This window comes from Nioella aestuarii, assembly GCF_050896395.1.
Classification (GTDB): domain Bacteria; phylum Pseudomonadota; class Alphaproteobacteria; order Rhodobacterales; family Rhodobacteraceae; genus Nioella; species Nioella aestuarii.
Genome location: NZ_JBPBBA010000042.1, coordinates 18,286 through 34,449, shown reverse-complemented (window position 1 = coordinate 34,449; position 16,164 = coordinate 18,286). Strand labels below are relative to the sequence as shown.

14 protein-coding genes are annotated in these 16,164 nt (G+C 62.2%); 3 read left to right on the top strand and 11 right to left on the bottom strand.

The annotated features are described in order from the left end of the window. Positions 1–46: 46 nt before the first annotated feature. From ACROHD_RS18110 to ACROHD_RS18085, 6 genes are read right to left on the bottom strand one after another with little or no spacing between them, the layout of a single operon-like run. Positions 47–1,381, bottom strand: coding sequence for a 2Fe-2S iron-sulfur cluster-binding protein (locus ACROHD_RS18110; RefSeq protein WP_432679816.1), 1,335 nt, complete (start codon positions 1,379–1,381; stop codon positions 47–49). After that, positions 1,378–1,644 carry a sarcosine oxidase subunit delta gene (locus ACROHD_RS18105; RefSeq protein WP_432679815.1) on the bottom strand — a complete coding sequence of 89 codons (267 nt, stop codon included), beginning with the start codon at positions 1,642–1,644 and terminating at the stop codon, positions 1,378–1,380. The genes ACROHD_RS18110 and ACROHD_RS18105 overlap by 4 nt, the downstream gene beginning before the upstream one ends. A gap of 11 nt (positions 1,645–1,655) precedes the next feature. Then, positions 1,656–2,906 (bottom strand): sarcosine oxidase subunit beta family protein, encoded by a 1,251-nt coding sequence (locus ACROHD_RS18100; RefSeq protein ID WP_432679814.1) that lies wholly within the window; start codon positions 2,904–2,906, stop codon positions 1,656–1,658. Further along, complete coding sequence (locus tag ACROHD_RS18095) at positions 2,903–3,580, bottom strand: TetR/AcrR family transcriptional regulator (RefSeq protein WP_432679813.1); 678 nt, start codon at positions 3,578–3,580, stop codon at positions 2,903–2,905. The genes ACROHD_RS18100 and ACROHD_RS18095 overlap by 4 nt, the downstream gene beginning before the upstream one ends. Positions 3,581–3,640: 60 nt before the next feature. Continuing rightward, positions 3,641–5,191 (bottom strand): trimethylamine methyltransferase family protein, encoded by a 1,551-nt coding sequence (locus ACROHD_RS18090; RefSeq protein ID WP_432679812.1) that lies wholly within the window; start codon positions 5,189–5,191, stop codon positions 3,641–3,643. Next, the gene (locus ACROHD_RS18085; RefSeq protein ID WP_432679811.1) at positions 5,188–7,611 is read right to left on the bottom strand and encodes a GcvT family protein; all 2,424 of its coding nucleotides are present in this window, start codon (positions 7,609–7,611) and stop codon (positions 5,188–5,190) included. Before ACROHD_RS18085 ends, ACROHD_RS18090 begins: the two co-directional genes overlap by 4 nt. A 251-nt stretch (positions 7,612–7,862) precedes the next feature. Here ACROHD_RS18085 and ACROHD_RS18080 point away from each other — a divergent pair, with 251 nt between their 5' ends. Continuing rightward, positions 7,863–9,485, top strand: coding sequence for an ABC transporter substrate-binding protein (locus tag ACROHD_RS18080; protein WP_432679810.1), 1,623 nt, complete (start codon positions 7,863–7,865; stop codon positions 9,483–9,485). Between the two features lie 175 nt (positions 9,486–9,660). Here the strand turns inward: ACROHD_RS18080 and yddG are convergent, their stop codons facing one another. The 4 genes from yddG to ACROHD_RS18060 form a co-directional block, all read right to left on the bottom strand. Then, positions 9,661–10,539 (bottom strand): aromatic amino acid exporter YddG, encoded by an 879-nt coding sequence (gene yddG / locus ACROHD_RS18075; RefSeq protein ID WP_432679809.1) that lies wholly within the window; start codon positions 10,537–10,539, stop codon positions 9,661–9,663. 60 nt (positions 10,540–10,599) lie between these two features. Next, positions 10,600–11,259, bottom strand: coding sequence for an SOS response-associated peptidase (locus ACROHD_RS18070; protein ID WP_432679808.1), 660 nt, complete (start codon positions 11,257–11,259; stop codon positions 10,600–10,602). Between the two features lie 98 nt (positions 11,260–11,357). Then, positions 11,358–11,522, bottom strand: coding sequence for a DUF1127 domain-containing protein (locus ACROHD_RS18065; protein ID WP_432679807.1), 165 nt, complete (start codon positions 11,520–11,522; stop codon positions 11,358–11,360). A gap of 161 nt (positions 11,523–11,683) precedes the next feature. Continuing rightward, positions 11,684–13,288, bottom strand: coding sequence for a bifunctional metallophosphatase/5'-nucleotidase (locus tag ACROHD_RS18060; protein ID WP_432679806.1), 1,605 nt, complete (start codon positions 13,286–13,288; stop codon positions 11,684–11,686). 123 nt (positions 13,289–13,411) lie between these two features. On the opposite strand from ACROHD_RS18060, the gene ACROHD_RS18055 reads away from it, so the two are divergent. Then, positions 13,412–13,750, top strand: coding sequence for a DUF952 domain-containing protein (locus tag ACROHD_RS18055; protein WP_432679805.1), 339 nt, complete (start codon positions 13,412–13,414; stop codon positions 13,748–13,750). A 1-nt stretch (position 13,751) separates the two neighbouring features. After that, on the top strand, positions 13,752–14,804 hold the full coding sequence (locus tag ACROHD_RS18050) for a quinone-dependent dihydroorotate dehydrogenase (protein ID WP_432679804.1): 1,053 nt from the start codon (positions 13,752–13,754) through the stop codon (positions 14,802–14,804). A gap of 79 nt (positions 14,805–14,883) precedes the next feature. Here ACROHD_RS18050 and ACROHD_RS18045 read toward each other — a convergent pair whose 3' ends face one another. After that, complete coding sequence (locus ACROHD_RS18045) at positions 14,884–16,140, bottom strand: MATE family efflux transporter (protein ID WP_432679818.1); 1,257 nt, start codon at positions 16,138–16,140, stop codon at positions 14,884–14,886. Positions 16,141–16,164: the final 24 nt, after the last annotated feature.

The following is a 16,164-nucleotide window of genomic DNA, read 5'->3' as shown; positions in this document are numbered from 1 at the left end:
AGCTGCGCGCAATGGAGGTTGCGACAAAGGCTTATGAACGACACGGTTACCACGTGGACGATGTGTCCGGAAACCACTGCAACCCGAATGCCCCGTTCGCAGCCCCCGCCACGGCCATGCCGCAGGTTCCGGGGCGCGGCACCAGTGCGTCCACCCCGGCGTTCCAATCCAGCTTGCCACCCGCTTGGCACCACAGGTGCACCGTCGGCGTGTAGCCACCGGACACCAGCACCGTGTCGGCATCCACATGGCCGCCCTCAACAACCGCACCACCGACCCCGCGCCGCCCCTTGGCCCTGGTCAACCGTGCGCCGCGCTGTAGGTCCACGCCCTGCGGAGCGGCGGGACCATCTGCGCGCATATCCACCAGCGTCACCCGCGCGCCCGCCCCGGCCAATGCAGCCGCAACCGGGTAGCTTGCGTCGTTGCCGGTGGCGAGCAGGATCTTGCGGCCCGCGACCGCCCCGTAGAGTGCGAGGTAATGCAGCGCAGCCTCTGCCGACATGACACCGGGCAGGTCGTTATTGGCAAACCACAAGGGGCGCTCAATCGCGCCTGCGGCCAACACAACTTGGTCCGCTCGAATTCGCCAATGCCGGTCGGGTGCATCCTGCCGACGTTGCCATGCTGTGAAAAGCCCATGATCGAAGGCCCCCCAAAGCGTCGTGCCGGTCATCACCCGACCGCCCGCAGCCTCGACCGCCTGAACCGTCTCAGAGGCAAAGTCCTGCCAGCCACCCCCGTCGACCTGCCCGCCACGCCAGCGCAAGCTGCCGCCGATCTCGCTGGCATCGTCAATCAACCACACCGCGCGCCCCTGCCCTGCCGCCGCTTTCGCCGCCGCCAATCCCGCAGGCCCCGCGCCAATGACAAGCAGTTCGCAGCACACGTTCATCGGGATTATGTCCGCCGCCGGGTGATGGCCCGGATCGACACGCCCAAGCCCGGCCATGCGGCGGATCATCGGTTCCCACCGCATCCAGCCCATGGCCATGAAGGTCTTGTAGTAGAAGCCCGCAGGAATGAAACGATGCGCAAGATCCATGATCCCGAACCGGTCGCGCGCCGCATCAGGGGCTGCGTTGACCGAGGCAAGCGTCATACCCTCGCGCAATGCCATCTGCGTGGCCCGCACATTTGGGGTGGTCTTGCCGTCCACGGTCACATCGAGGATCGCATTCGGCTCCTCGCCGCCCATCCCCCACAACCCGCGCGGGCGATGATACTTGAAGCTGCGCCCAAGGATACGGGTGCCCGAGGCCAGTAGCGCCGAGGCCAGCGTGTCGCCCTCGAACCCCGTCAGGGGCTGCCCGTCGAAGGTAAAGGACAGGGGCCTGTTGCGGTCAATTCCACCGCCAGAGGAGAGCCGCCAGCCGCTCATGTTTCTCTTCCCGGCAGGGCGGCTATCTCTCTGATTTCCCGCGTGACCGTGTCGCGGGTCATCAAGAAAAACTCACCGCAGGTCACATGGACCCAGACCTCGCGCGCTTCGCCCTTTGGGGCCTCGTTCATGTAGAGGTAGTCAGCCCAAGCCGCATCGCTGACATCTTCCGCCGGTTCCGGCCGCGCCTTGCCGGCTTCGGCGGCGAAATGGAACTCCGTTTCTTCGCGTGGCCCGCAAAAGGGGCAGGTGAAAAGCTGCATGGTCCGTCCCCCTAATGCGATATTCCGGCGCCTGCGGCCTCGTCGATCAGACGCCCGCTTGCGAACCGATCGAGATCGAAGGGGCGGCTGATCTCGTGGTGCTGGCCCGTCGCCATGAGATGCGCCAACAGCCAACCTCCAGCCGGGATCGCCTTGAACCCGCCGGTGCCCCAGCCGCAGTTGATGAACAGCCCATCGGGGCCAGCGGGGCCGATCACGGGCGAGCTGTCGGGGACCACGTCCACCACGCCTGCCCATTGGCGCAGCAATTTCAGCTGCCCGAAGGCCGGGAACATTTCCAGAAGGCCCGAAACCACCGCCTCCTGAGCGGGCAGGTTGCCCTTCTGACCATGGGTCGGCACCCGGTCGAGCCCGCCGCCGAACACCAGTTCGCCCTTGTCGGACTGGCTCACATAGGTGCCGGTCCCAAGGTAGAGCAGCACCGTATCTAGACAGGGTTTCACCGGTTCCGACACGAAAGCCTGCAACGCATAGGTGTGAATTGGCAGGCGAACACCCGCCTGTGCCACGATGCCGGGGGTCGCGCCCGCCGCAGCAACGCCCACCCTATCCGCGCGGATCGTGCCAAGGTTGGTCTCCACCCCGGTGATGCGTCCGCCCTCGATCAAGAGCTTCTCGACCGTGCAATTTTCGATGATATCGACACCCCGGTCCGACGCCCCGCGCGCATAGCCCCAGGCCACCGCGTCATGGCGCGCGACCCCTGCGCGCCCCTGCCAGATGCCGCCCATGCATTTGTACCGCGCATCCGGGGTCTGGTTGAGCAGCGGAACGCGCCGCAACGCCTCGTCCGCGCCCATCAGTTCCCCATCCACGCCATTCAGCTTCATCGCATTGGCGATACGTGCGCAGATTTCCATCTGGCCGGGGTTGTGCGCGGCGATCAGCATACCGCGCTGTGACAGCATGACGTTGTAGTTCAACTCCTGCGACAGACCCTCATATAACCGGAGTGCCAGGTCATAGAGCGCCACGCTTTCGGGATAGAAATAGTTCGAGCGCACGGCCGTTGTGTTGCGCCCTGTATTTCCGCCCCCGATCCAGCCACGTTCCAGAACTGCGACACGCGTCATCCGATGAGTCTTCGCCAGATAATACGCGGTTGCCAGCCCATGCCCGCCGCCACCGATGATCACCGCATCATAGTTGGGCTTAGGCCGGGCCTTGCGCCAGGCGGACCGCCAGCCGCGATGACCGCGCAGGCCCTCTCGCAGCAGGGAAAAGGCGGAATAGCGGTTCATGACAGGGGGCGTTCTGGCCGGTCATCCGCAAAGCTGCGGGTGAAACGGACGAAATCCTCCACCTCGCCCGGCTGCGGCTGTACACCGGTGAAACAATAGAGATAGCCCGCAAGACGCGGCAGCCGCTCCTCCAGGGTCTCGGCCAGTTCCAGCGCGTAGTAGCCGATCTGCTGGTAGTAGAGCACGCGGGCGCGGATATCGGCCTCTGATGCGTCATAGCCATGCCGGATGAACATCTTTGCGATGGCCTCGTGCCGCGCGGTGTCCGAGCGGTCGATGACCCGGCGCACCTTGCCATCCCGCCGTGCCCATTCGCGCACGGCAAAATCAAGCTGGTGGTTAAAACCATCAGGATCGACGATGCAGCGGAAGAAATTCGCAACCGCACCGGTGATGGTTTTCGCCGGCATCTCGCAATGGGCGATCATGATGCCGGTATTGGTGCGTTCCCATTCGGCAAGAAGCTGGTTGAGAAGGTCCTGCCGGCTTTTGAAATACCAGTAGAAAGATGATCGGGAGACCTCCAGCCGGTTGCCGATGGTCAGCACCTTCACGCTGTCCACCCCGTCGCTGATCAGGATGTCTCGGGCGACGTTAAGCCAATCCTTTCGCGTCACCTTGGTATGTGCGACAGGGCGAGGTTCGTGGGCGTCTGTTTCTGGTTCTTCTTTCAAGGCTCTGATCCTGCTGTATTTCCGTCAGGCTAGCGCGGTGTGGACGCATTTGCGAGAGGGCTAGCTGACTGGCGGCGCGCCACCTTCTGCGGTGCGACGGGCGATGAATGCGTTCAACGCGGCAACCCTGTCAGGTGTTGCACTGGCAGGGGGGTGATGATCTTCGACGATCTTTTGCCAGACATCCGTGGCCCGCGTGTTCGCATCCCGCGATCCGCGTTCCGTGAAGGTGCCGAAGTTGGACCAATCCGCCACAAGCGGTTCGTAAAAGGCCGTCGCATAGCGTTCCATCGTGTGGGCGCAGCCGAAGAAATGCCCGCCGGGCTGCACCTCTGCCAGCGCATCCCATGCAATGTCGGCATCCTCGGTTGGGGTTCCGCTGCACAGCTCCGTAATGACCTGCACGGCCTCCATATCTGTCACCAACTTCTCCATCGAGACAGAGAGCCCGCCCTCGATCCAGCCAGCCGCGTGGATCACCACAGTGGCACCCGCAAGGACCGCCCCCCAAAGGCTCATCTGTGTCTCATGGGCCGCCTGCGCATCATTCACATTGGCCGCGCACCCCGCTGCATTGCGCCAAGGCAGGCCAAGGTGACGCGCCATCTGGCCCGACAGAAGGCTCGCCTTGACCTGTTCTGGTGTCCCAAAGGCAGGCGCGCCCGATTTCATATCGACGTTGGAGGCGAAAGCCCCGTACATCACCGGCGCGCCGGGTCGCACCAGCTGCGTCAACGTGATGGCCGCCATCGCTTCGGCATGGCTCAGCGTCACCGCGCCCGCAACCGTGACCGGTGCCATCGCGCCCATGAGACAGAATGGGGTGACGATCGCCGGCTGGCCGTGGCGGGCGAAGTCGATCAGCCCCTGCGCCATGGGAATGTCGATCTGGCGCGGGGAATTGGTGTTGATGATGGTGTAGCAATGCGGCTGAGTATGGAAATCGTCATCCGACAGCCCCCTGAAATCGCGCAGCATTTCGAAACAGTCCTCCACCTGACCGGTGCCACGTGAGAAGACGAAGGGGATCTTGTCGGAAAGGGTCAGCTGCGTGTGCGTAAAGGCATAGTGGCGCAACGCGATATCCACGTCCTGCGGCTCTACCCCTGGGCTCAGCATCTGGATCGCATCGAAGTGATGGACGAGCTTGGTCAGTTCGATCACATCCGACAGGGCCCCGGGCCTGCGTCCGCGCAAACGGTCGGTGACATTAGGCGCCCCGGCCCCGGACTGGAAACTGAGCGTGCCCAGTTCCATCTGCAAGTCGCGGTCGCGGGTCGCGCCATGCAGGCGGAAACCGCGCGGGGCGGCAGCAAGAGCAGCCTCCACGATGTCGCGTCCCAGAAAGACCATCTCGCTTGCCTCATCCACCCGGGCGCCTGCGGCCTTGTAGATCGCCCGTGCCTCGGGCAGCAGCACCTTGACGCCCAGGTCTTCCAACACGCGCAGCGCGGTCTGGTGGATGGCTTCCACCCGGTCGTCACTAACGGCAGGCACATCCGGGAAGGGATTGCGCAGCTGACGGTAACTTGTGACACGGGCAGGTCCGCCGATCGCTGAGCCTTCACGCCGACGCCTGCGGCGGCTGGTTGCTTCCGGAAAGTCGTTCATACTCTTGCCCCTGACGTGTTGCGCATGGCCTGACCATCGCGATCATAGGGCGAAGGCGCAATAACCGTCGCTGCCCGTTCCTGCCCCACGATATGAACCGACAGCGTTGTACCGGCCACAGATGCCTCTCGGTCGACCATTGCCATTGCCAGTGATTTCCCGACCGTGTGACCGTAGGCGCCGGAGGTGACGAACCCGACACGGCGCCCCCCATGCCAGACGGGTTCATAGCCACTGGCATCGGCATCCTCCGCTGCGATCTCCAGCGTCACCAGAACCTGTGCAGGCCCGTCCCCGTCGCGTTCTGCCAAAGCAGCCTTCCGCCCGACGAAATCTCCCTTATCCCAATCCATCCACCGGTCCATGCCGGTCATGGCTGGCGTGTATCCTTGGGTGAATTCCGCCGACCAGATGCCAAAGCTCTTCTCCAGCCTAAGGCTGAACAGTGCATAAAAGCCCACCTCTTTCAGCCCAAGCCCCTCGCCTGCGTCCAGCAGCGCCCGGCGCAGGGCAATATGATCAGCCGCAGAACAATGGATCTCGTATCCCAGCTCTCCCGCGACCGAGAGCCGTCCGACCCGCGCCCGCAGCAGCCCGATGTCAAATTGCCCACAGCCCATGAAGGGCAGGTCCGCAATCGGCCCGTCCGTCAGCCTCTCCAACACTTTCAGGCTGTTGGGACCGGACACGGAAAATCCGACGGTCGCATCAGAGATGTCCGTCACGGTCACATCCGCGCCCATGTGATCGGTGAACCACCGCATATGCCATTCGCGCAGGTAGTAGCTGCCCATGATCCACCAGGTGCCGTCGCCCCAGTTGAACACGGTCAGGTCGCCTTTCAGCCTGCCCGTTTCACTTAGCATCGGGGCCAGTCGCGCGCGGCCCGGGGCGGGCAGTTTCGATGCCACGATGTGATTGAGCCAGGCCTCTGCCCCGGCCCCCGTCACCTCGAAGCGCGAAAAGCCAGAGATATCCAGTAGCCCCACAGCCTCACGCACTGTGCGGCATTCCTCGGCAACGATGGGGAACGCGTTTGACCGTTTCAGCGTCGGCGTCTCCTCGAACCCCTCCGGCGCAAAATAGAGCGGCAGTTCCAGACCGTAAGACGCCCCCCACCGGGCACCTGCCGCCGACATGGCGTCATGGGCCGGGGCCATCTTCAACGGTCGACCTGCGGGCAACTGCTCGTTCGGGTAAGTCATCACGAAACGGCGGGTGTAGAACTGGCCGGTGGTTTCCTTGATAAAGCGCTTGTTCTGCGCGTAGTCGCCATAGCGGGCCACATCCATGCCGAAGACATCCGCCTCTGGCTCACCGTGGATCATCCATTCTGCAAGCGATTTGCCGACGCCGCCCCCTTGCAGGAAGCCCGCCATCACCGCACAGGCACACCAGTAGTTGCGCTTGCCCCGCACGGGGCCGATCAGCGGGTTGCCATCAGGGCTGAAGGTGAAGGCCCCGTTGACCCAGGTCTTGACGCCTACATGCTGAAGCGCCGGGTAGCGTTCGAAGCCGAGCGTCAGCTCATGTTCGATCCGGTCCGGGTCTTCTTGTTGCAGCTCGAACCCATAGTCCCACGGCGCGCCATCCATCATCCAATGTTCATGGTTGATCTCGTATATGCCCAGAAGAATGCCCTTCTGATCCTGCCGCATATAGGTGAAGCCCTCCAAATCCACCGTCATCGGCATCTCGAAGTCGAGCGCTTCCAGCTCCGGGATCGTGTCGGAGATAAGGTAGTGATGATTGAGCGGGCTGACCGGCAGCTCGATCCCGGCCATGCGGCCCACCTGCTTGGCCCAAAGCCCCGCCGCATTGACCAGATGTTCGCAGGTGATGGTGCCTTTCTCGGTCACCACGCGCCAGCCTTCTGGGATCTCATGCAGTTCCAGCACCCGGTTGTTTTCGATCACCTCGGCGCCGCGTTTGCGTGCGGCCCCGGCATAGGCATGGACCGTGCCGGTGGTGTCGACATAACCCTCCCGGTCGGCCCACATCCCGCCCAGAATGCCCTCGGTCGACATGATCGGGCAAAGCTCTCCCGCCTCTTGCGGTGTCACAAGGCGGCAATCTTCGATCCCGATAGACTGAAATGTCCGATAGGCAGATTGCAGCCATTCCCACCGGTCGGGCGTACCGGCAAGCGTCATGCCCCCGGTCATATGCATACCCACGGACTGTCCGCTCTCTTTCTCGATCTCGCTCAGCAGATCGATTGTATACGCCTGAAGCTGCGCGATGTTGGGATCGGCATTCAACGCATGGAAGCCCCCCGCCGCGTGCCAGCTGGACCCCGCCGTTAGAACCTTGCGTTCGATCAGGCAGACATCCGTCCAGCCGAATTTCGCAAGATGATAAAGCACTGAGGTTCCGACAACGCCACCACCAATGATCACGGCCCTGTAATGAGATTTCATGCTGGTCTCCCTGGCTTTCGTCGCGGCGTCTTTGATCACGCCCACTTTCTAGACAATACTGTCCAGAATAATTCGTCAAGCCCTAGTCGATTCAAGAAATCGCCGCACAAAGAGACGATAACCCATTGTTTAACATCATAAATAATATCCTTCTCTAAAGAGGATTGACGAAAACCCAGTGATGGAAAACTCTATGGACAGTTGTGTCCATAGAATCAGATCAGCTGAACCAATCAGGGAGAGCCCCGCAGATGACCCAAGATATCCACCCCGTCGCCAAGCTATACGCGGCTGAAGAAAGGGCCGGAAAACTCAGCCGGCGGGAATTTCTGAGCCGTGCCACGATGCTTGGCGTGTCAGCGACCACGGCCTATGCGATGATCGGGCTCACCATGCCCACCCCGGCACGGGCGCAGGCGGTGCGAGGCGGCACGCTTAGGGTAAATATGGAAACCAAGGCGCTGAAAGACCCGCGCCTGTGGGACTGGACGGAATATGCAAATTTCTGCCGTGGCTGGCTGGATTACCTGACCCAGTTCAACCGCGACGGCACAGTCACAGGAGCGCTGTGCGAACGTTGGGAGGCTAACGACGATGCCACGCAATACACATTGCATTTGCGCCAGGGCGTCAGCTGGAACAACGGCGATCCCTTTACCGCCGCCGACGTAGCCTTCAACCTTGAAAGATGGGCCGATGGTACGGTCGAGGGCAACTCGATGGCGACCCGCGTCGGTGCCTTGCAAAACGCCGACACCGGCCAGCTTGCCGAAGGCGCTGTTGTGGTCATCGACGACCACACGCTGCAACTGAACCTGCAACGCCCCGACATCGCGATCATGGCGGCGTTGTCGGATTATCCGGCCGCTCTTGTCCACACCAGCTACACCGGTGGCGATCCATCTGAAAACCCGGTTGGAACGGGCGCTTACCTGCCCGTGCACAATGAGGTCGGCGTTTTGCAGGCTCTGGAACGCAACCCCGACCATGACTATTGGCGTGAGGGCGGATGGCTCGACAGGATCGAGTTTATCGACCTCGGCACCGACATGGCGGCCGTTCTGGCATCGGCCGATTCGGAAGATATCGACCTGACCTACCGCACAGATGCCGACTATGTGGCCGCTTTCGACTCCATCGGCTGGGGCTCTACTGAAGCTGTCACCGCCGCTACGCTGGCCGTTCGCTTCAACCAGACGGCGGCGCCTTTTGACAACCGCGATGTGCGCCGGGCGCTACAGATGGCGGTGGACAATGCGACCATCCTGCAACTCGGCATCGGCAGCCAGGGACTGCTTGGCGAAAACCACCATGTCTGCCCGATCCACCCGGAATACGCGGAGCTTCCCGCGTTGGAGCCCGATCCCGAGGGCGCCATGGCGCTGCTGACAGAAGCGGGCCATGCGGACACCGTCTTCGAACTCGTCTCGCTTGACACCGAGTGGCAATCGAACACCTGCTCGGCCATCGCCGCACAGCTGCGCGACGCGGGCATGACAGTGGAACGCCGTATCATGCCGGGCGCAACCTTCTGGAACGACTGGACAAATTATCCGTTCTCCGCCACCGAATGGGGCCCCCGCCCGCTTGGCGTTCAGGTGCTGGCACTGGCCTATAGATCAGGCGTTCCGTGGAATGAATCGGGCTTCGCGAATGACGAGTTCGATACGCTTCTCGATCAGGCTATGGGCGTCGCAGATGCCGATGCGCGGCGCGAGATCATGGCGCGTCTTCAGCAGATCATGCAGGAGGAAGGCGTGATGATCCAACCCTACTGGCGGTCGGTCTTCAACCACTCAAACGGGCGCTTTGCAAATGTCGATGTGCACCCGTTCTACGAGCTGGCGCTCCACGACATCCACCTTGCTGGATGAGTGAAATGGATGGGGGCGATTGGTGTCAATTCAGGATTGGAAACAATCGCCCCAATTAAGCCATTATTGATTGCTATTGTTTACGAGACGGAAAAGAATCAACAATGATCGAGCAGCCGTCTAAATATTTCCTCCCTGGACTGACACTGGGCCGCCCCTTGTGGGCGGCCTGTTTCTATTGGGGCTTTCGACGCAGGATCATGTCCTTTGCGGCGACCGTTGCGCCAAGAGTAATCAGCAGGCAAGCCACGGCAATAACCCAGGTGAAAGGGCTGGCCCCAAGGGCAACCAGCAGCAAGGTAGACAGAAGCGGCGCGGAATAGCTCGCCGCACCAAGCACCTGGATATCGCCATGTTTCACGCCGATATCCCACACGAAGAAGGCCAGCCCGACGGGGCCGACCCCAAGACCGATAACCGCCAGCCACTGACCTGTTCCCTGCGGCCAGACCGTTTGTTCCAGCATAAGATGCGCACCAGTGGCCAACAAAGCCGTGACGATGCAAAATCCTGTGACCACGTCTGTTGGCACCTCCTTGAAGCGACGCGACAGCACCGAATAGGAGGACCAGAAAAACGCCGCCAGAAAGGCGATACCATAGCCAAATGCATAATCGGGGTTCAGTGCAATCCCCTGCCCCCGCGTGACGATCAATACCGCCCCAGCAAACCCCATCAAAGCGCCGATGATGTGGTGCAGCCCCAACCGTTCCCCTGGCCCAAGTGCAGACAGCAGCACAATCAACAAGGGCCAGAGATAGGCAATCAGGCTCGCATCGACTGTGGGCGCGTTTCGAAGCGCGGTGAAATACAGGAAATGGTAGCCAAACAGCCCCACGATCCCGAGCGCCCAGACCTTTACGGGCTGGCGCAAAGCGGTAATGCCCTTCGGGCGCACGATCCATGTCAGCGCCCCTGCCAACCCGCCAATACCAAAGCTCATCGCGGTCAGCTGAAACGGTGGTACCTCGCCACTGGCAGCCGTGAAATAGGCCAGGAGCGCCCAAAGCAGGATCGCAATGAAACCGATGCCAGTGGCGGTGTTGCGGGACATGGGGGCCTTTCGACAGCTGTGCTTTGCCCTAGCAATCCGCAAGTGTCTTCGCAAGACGGCTCAGATCGGCTCGATCAATTCTGGCCCTTCGGCGCGGTTGGAATTGACCCTCGGGTCCACACGGAAGCATTCGAACCGATCGGGTGGCGCGGATTTCATCAACAGCGCTGCCCCCTTGCCCTCTTCGCCAAGCCACTTCCCCCAATCCTCTCGCGACAGGCTGACCGGCTCTCGGTGGTGGATATGGTTCAGCCCCTCGCCCGACGGGCAGGTGACAATTGCGAAAGTGGTAAAGTGATCATCCCCCTGCGCCCAGTCCTGCCAGATGCCCGCCAGAACCAACGGATCACCATCAGCGGGCCGAATATACCAAGGCAGGCGTTTTCCATCGGCATCCTTGGTCCATTCATAGAACCCCGTCGCCAGCACGAGACAGCGGCGCTGGCGGCAGGCGTCTCGGAAGGCGGGTTTTTCGGCGATGGTCTCGGACCGGGCATTGATCAGCAGCGGCCCATCCGTAGGCGATTTGTACCAACGCGGCAGAAAGCCCCAACGCATGGGCCGGTAGAGCCGCGAACCCTCGGCAGAGGTCACCACTCCAACCGCCTGCGTCGGGCAGACATTGAAGCGCGGCCCGTCCGGCAGATCATTGGCGGGCGCGGCCTCAACGAAGCGCGCCATAGCGTCAACCTTGTGGGTGATGGTCATGCGTCCGCACATGGCAGCAAGGTTAGGGCGCGCCTGCATGGCTCGCAAGCGCCAGAACGCAAAAGGCCGAGCATCCGCCCGGCCCCTGTCAGATCATGTGTCGGTCGAGATCAGTAGCCGTAAACGGCGGTATGGGCGATCTTGCGGATGTCGCCAGCATAAATGTCGAGATCCAGTCGCGTTGCCAGAGGTAGAGTGCCCAACTCTCGCACGGTGCGGCGGTAGGCGGCATATTTACGGACGTCTTCGGCAAGTTTGGAATGAGAGAAGGCCATCGGTTTTTTCCTTCGGGTTTCAGCTTTGATGCCCCCAATATGTTAGCGCCAGCAAAATTCACAATTGCCAAGATACGATGCCGGGAATGCGCAGTTTGCATAGCAGCAAAAAGGGCCGGGCAATCGCCTGCCCGGCCCAGTAGAACGCTTAAAAGAAAGGCTTATTCGCCTTCCATGATCCGATCTTCCAGATGCGGCATGTAGGGGGTGTTTTCGGCAAGGTAGTCGGCCACCACCTGCTCCAGACCCGGACCGAAGTCATAGGCGTTCATGCCCTCGGACGAGAAGATGCCATAACCGTCGCCGCCGGAACGCATGAAGTTGTTGGTCACCACGCCATAGGTGGCCTCTGGGTCGATCGGAACGAAGCCGTCTGCGGTCTCAATCTCAACCGACACGATGCGGCTGCCCGGCTCAGCGGCCGGGTTCCACGTGTAGCGCATACCCGCCACCTGCGGGAAGCGGCCGGCGCCGTCCTCGACCTGGCTGACGCCGTTTTCCAGCGCCGCGATGATGCCTGCGCCGGTCAACTCGAAGGTGGCCAGCGTGTTCTGGAACGGCAGCACGGTGAAGATTTCGCCCATGGTGACTTCGCCCGCGTCAATCGACGCGCGCAAGCCACCACCGTTCTGGATCGCCACCTGCACGCCCTGGCCGCGGGTGCGTTCCAGCATGGCCGTCGCCACCAGCACGCCCATCTGGCATTCACGGGCGCGGCAGTTGTCACGCGAACCGTCGATCACATCGGTGCTTTCGGCCACCACTTCGGCCATGGCTTCCTCGATCGGAGCGGACAGTTCCGCTACCCGAGCGGCGATCTCGGGATCGGGGGTCACCGACGCGTCGAGCAGCATGGTGTTGCCGTCAGCGAAGATCAGGTTGCCGTCGTCATCGAAGGTCACCTCCAGGTGGCCCAGATATTTGGAATAGGCATAGGCCTGCACGATCGGCACCATCGCGCCATCGGGACCATCGACCCAGGTCGGATAGGGCCCATGGCGGCGCGGGTCATCGGCCGACAGGTAGGTATGCGAATGGCCGCCGACGATCAGGTCGAGCCCGGTCACTGCTTCCGCAATCCGAATATCCTGCGGCAGGCCCACATGGGTCAGCGCGATGATCATGCCAACGCCCATTTCGGTCAGCTCATCCACGTCGGACTGAATCGCATCAATCTCGTCCTGGAAGATCACGTTGGGACCGGGGCTGGATGTTACGGCGGTATCGGTCGCCAGCGCCGAGATCACGCCCACCTGGTGGCCGTTCACGTCCAGCACCACATAGCTTTCAACCTCGCCATTCAGCTCTTCGGACTGGCTGAGGTCGAGATTGCCCGAAATGACCGGGAAGCTCACGGTTTCGAGGAAGCGGCGGAAGTTGCCGGGGCCGTCGTCAAACTCGTGGTTACCCACGGCCATGACATCAAAGCCGATCGCTTCCATCATCTCGGCTTCCACGTCGCCCTTGAAGGTCGTGTACATCAGCGAGCCCTGGAACTGGTCACCCGCGTCCATGACGATGACGTTCTCGCCGGCAGCGGTCAGTTCATCGCGCAGGGTGTTGATGGCAGTCGCCACCCGCGCCACGCCGCCGAAGCATTCACCGGCCTCGTCATCCTCTGCCGAGCAAGTGCTGTCAAAGCGATTGATCGGCTGGATGCGGCTGTGAAGGTCGTTGATATGAAGAATATGGAGGGTCACGTCGGCCGAGGCTGTGGTGCCAAGGGCAACCAGCATGGCCGTCGAACACAAGATTCGAGCAAACATCGGAAAAGACTCCCTGTCTATTGTTATCCCCACAGCTTGGCGGGGGCCATCGCGCAAGTAAAGGGGGTCGGTGACTGTGATGTGACACTTGACGCCGGGTCGCTCTCGGGCCAAGTGCGGCCCATGCTGATTTACAAGATCCTCCGGGCCCCGGAATGGGCCGACTTGCAGGCCAAAGGGCAGATCGCGGGCGCGCCCGTCGATATCGCTGATGGCTTCGTACATTTTTCGACCGCCGACCAGGCGATGGAAACGGCTGCAAAGCATTTTGCCGGGGTCGAGGGCCTGCTTCTGCTGGCGTTGGAGGCAGAGGCCCTGGGTGCCGCCCTGAAATGGGAGGTCTCGCGTGGCGGGGCGCTCTTCCCACATCTCTATGCACCTTTGCGGCTGGAGGATGTGCTCTGGTCAAAGCCCCTGCCGATGGTGGACGGGCAGCACGTTTTCCCCGATCTGGAGGTCTGAGATGCTGGAACGGATGGGCATGGCGCTAATGCGTCGGATGGACCCGGAGGCCGCGCATGGGTTGGCCCTGAAGGCACTGAACATGGGCCTTGCGCCCCTGCCGGGTGTTGTGACCTCTGACCGTCTGCGCACGACTGTTGCGGGGCTTAACCTGCCCAACCCGGTTGGGCTTGCCGCAGGGTTCGACAAGAATGCGACCGCGCTGGCGCCCTTGGCGAAGGCTGGTTTCGGCTTTCTCGAAGTGGGTGCTGCCACCCCCCGCCCGCAACCCGGCAACCCAAAGCCGCGCCTCTTCCGGCTGACCGAGGACCGCGCCGCGATCAACCGCTTCGGCTTCAATAATGACGGGATGGAGGCGATTGCCGCCCGGTTGGCGGCCCGCCCCAAGGGCGCGATCGTGGGCCTGAACCTTGGGGCGAACAAGGACAGCGACGACCGGTCCGCTGATTTCGCGCGAGTCCTGACCTGCTGCGGCGCGCATGTGGATTTCGCCACCGTAAACGTGTCGTCCCCCAACACCGAGAACCTGCGCGACCTGCAAGGAAAAGCGGCGTTGGACGCCTTGTTGGCAGGCGTGATGGAGGCAAGGGCAACGCTGCGTGTCGCGATCCCGGTCTTCCTCAAAATCGCGCCGGATCTGGAGATGTCCGAGATCGAAGACATCGCCGAGGTGGCGCTCAGCTCCGGCATTTCGGGCATAATCGCGACCAACACGACGCGGTCCCGGGAGGGCCTGCGAAGCATGTATCGGGACGAGATCGGCGGATTGTCCGGCCAACCGCTCTTTGAAATGAGCACGCGGGTTCTGGCACAGCTCTCGCAGCTGACGGAGGGCAAGCTGCCGCTGATCGGAGTGGGAGGCGTTGGCTCGGCGGAACAGGCCTATGCCAAGATCCGCGCGGGCGCGTCCGCCGTGCAGCTTTATACGGCGCTTGTCTATGGCGGGCTGTCGCTGGCGGCTGAAATCGTCAGGGGTCTGGAGCACCTGCTGGAACGCGACGGGTTCGCCAACGTGGCCGACGCCGTGGGAACCGGGCGCAGCGATTGGCTGTAAGAGCATCCGTTGCCATCGGGCGGTGGAAAAATCTTCAAAGATTTTTCTGAAAAGGATTTTCGAAAATCCTTCCCCGCGCCTAGCTCACAGCGCGTTCCAACGCCGGATAGCGCGCGCCAAGCGTCACACCACGCGCGATGAACGAGATGTGCAGCGCCAGCCATAGCCCGTGATTGCCCATCGGCTCCAGCAACAACCAGAGCGCCGCGTAGTAGATCAGGGCAGACACGATCATCATGTTGCGCATGTCGGCGGACCGCGTGGCCCCGATGAAAATGCCGTCAAACATGATCAGCCCCAGGAAACTGATCGGCGCCGCAATCATCCAGGGCAGATAGTGCAACGCCTCGGTCTGCACCTCCGCATCCTTGGCCATGACACCAATCAGCCAGGGCCCCGCCAGGGCAAAGCCAATCGCCAACAGCACCGCCGTTCCGGCCGCCCAGGCCGAGCTGCGGATCGCCGCCCGGCGCAACAGGCCCCGCCGCCCCGCCCCGAAGGCCTGCCCGACAAGCGCCTCGGCCGCAAAAGCATAGCCATCCAGCGCATAGCCGGTGATGTGAACGAATTGCAGCAACACCTGATTGGCCGCCAGGGTCACGTCCCCGAACCGTCCACCGAGCAGCAGGAAGGACACGAAGATCGTCTGCAACAACAACGAACGGATCATGATATCGCCATTCACCACCGCCATGCGCTTCAGGCGGACCCGGTCGAAAACCCGACCCCAATCCTTCCAGTCCGGCATGCTAAACGCCCCCCGGCAGAGCCACAATCCAAGCGCCAGGCCCGACCACTCGGCAATGAAGGTGGCCAGGGCCACGCCCTCGACGCCCCAGCCGAATTGCAGAACGAAGACAAGGTCGAGAACGACATTCACGCCGTTGATCCAGAGCTGTAGCATCAGCACGCCGCGCGTGCGTTCCTGTGCGATCAGCCAACCGGTGATTCCATACATCGCGATGGCTGCAGGCGCCGACCAGATGCGGATCGCCATATAACTGCGCGCCAGCCCCTCGACCTCGTCACTTGCGGGTGTGACCCAGAACGCGCCGGCGAAGATCACCTGCTGCAAGGCAATCAGCACCAGACCGCCGGCACACCCGATCATCAGCGCCCGCGTCAGCAGCGCCACAACCTCGGCCGCGTTTCCCTCACCCGCTGCCTGCGCGGTCAACCCGGTGGTGCCCATCCGCAGAAAGCCGAAGATCCAGTAAATTGCCGACAGCACAATCGCCCCGACCCCAACAGCGGCAATTGGCGCGGCCTCGGGGATCTGACCCACCACGCCGGTATCAACCGCACCCAGAATGGGCACCGTCACATTGGCCAGCATGATCGGCAGCGCGATCTTCAGCAC